Genomic DNA, 401 nt, shown 5'->3' with positions numbered 1-401 from the left:
CTACTGGAACACGCGCTAAGATCGTTAGAGAAGGGGATTGTTTTAAGTTTTATAAGAAGAAAAACAACAAACTTTTGTTTAAATTTGAGCTAGAACGCATTGATGAGCACTACTATCGACTCGTGGCGAAAGAGAGTTCAATTTCATATACAAAAGAAGGGAAATGCGCATGTGTTGAATTTAGATACATTCCTCAATTTAATTGGATTATTGTACATTTATTCGACTATATTCCACGAGCAATTTGGCCGATTGCATATATGATTCAAGTGACATTTTACCAAATGCTTATTCGTGGCTTTGATACGAAATGTCGTATCCAAACACTGCAACATAAACAAATCAATGGAGAGTTTATGAGTTACACCAAAGATGATAAAAAGTCGTAAATACCATTGAAT

At 34.2% G+C, this 401-nt stretch carries 1 pseudogene; it reads left to right on the top strand.

The annotated features are described in order from the left end of the window. Nucleotides 1-389, top strand: a pseudogene (locus tag KDL01_RS47355) (NAD(P)H-binding protein); the annotation flags it as partial. Nucleotides 390-401: the final 12 nt, after the last annotated feature.

It is taken from the genome of Actinospica durhamensis, from assembly GCF_018139695.1.
GTDB classification, from domain to species: Bacteria; Actinomycetota; Actinomycetes; order Streptomycetales; family Catenulisporaceae; genus Actinospica; species Actinospica durhamensis.
The sequence above is the reverse complement of the archived record's forward strand: the minus strand, read 5'-3'. Positions and strand labels throughout refer to the sequence as shown.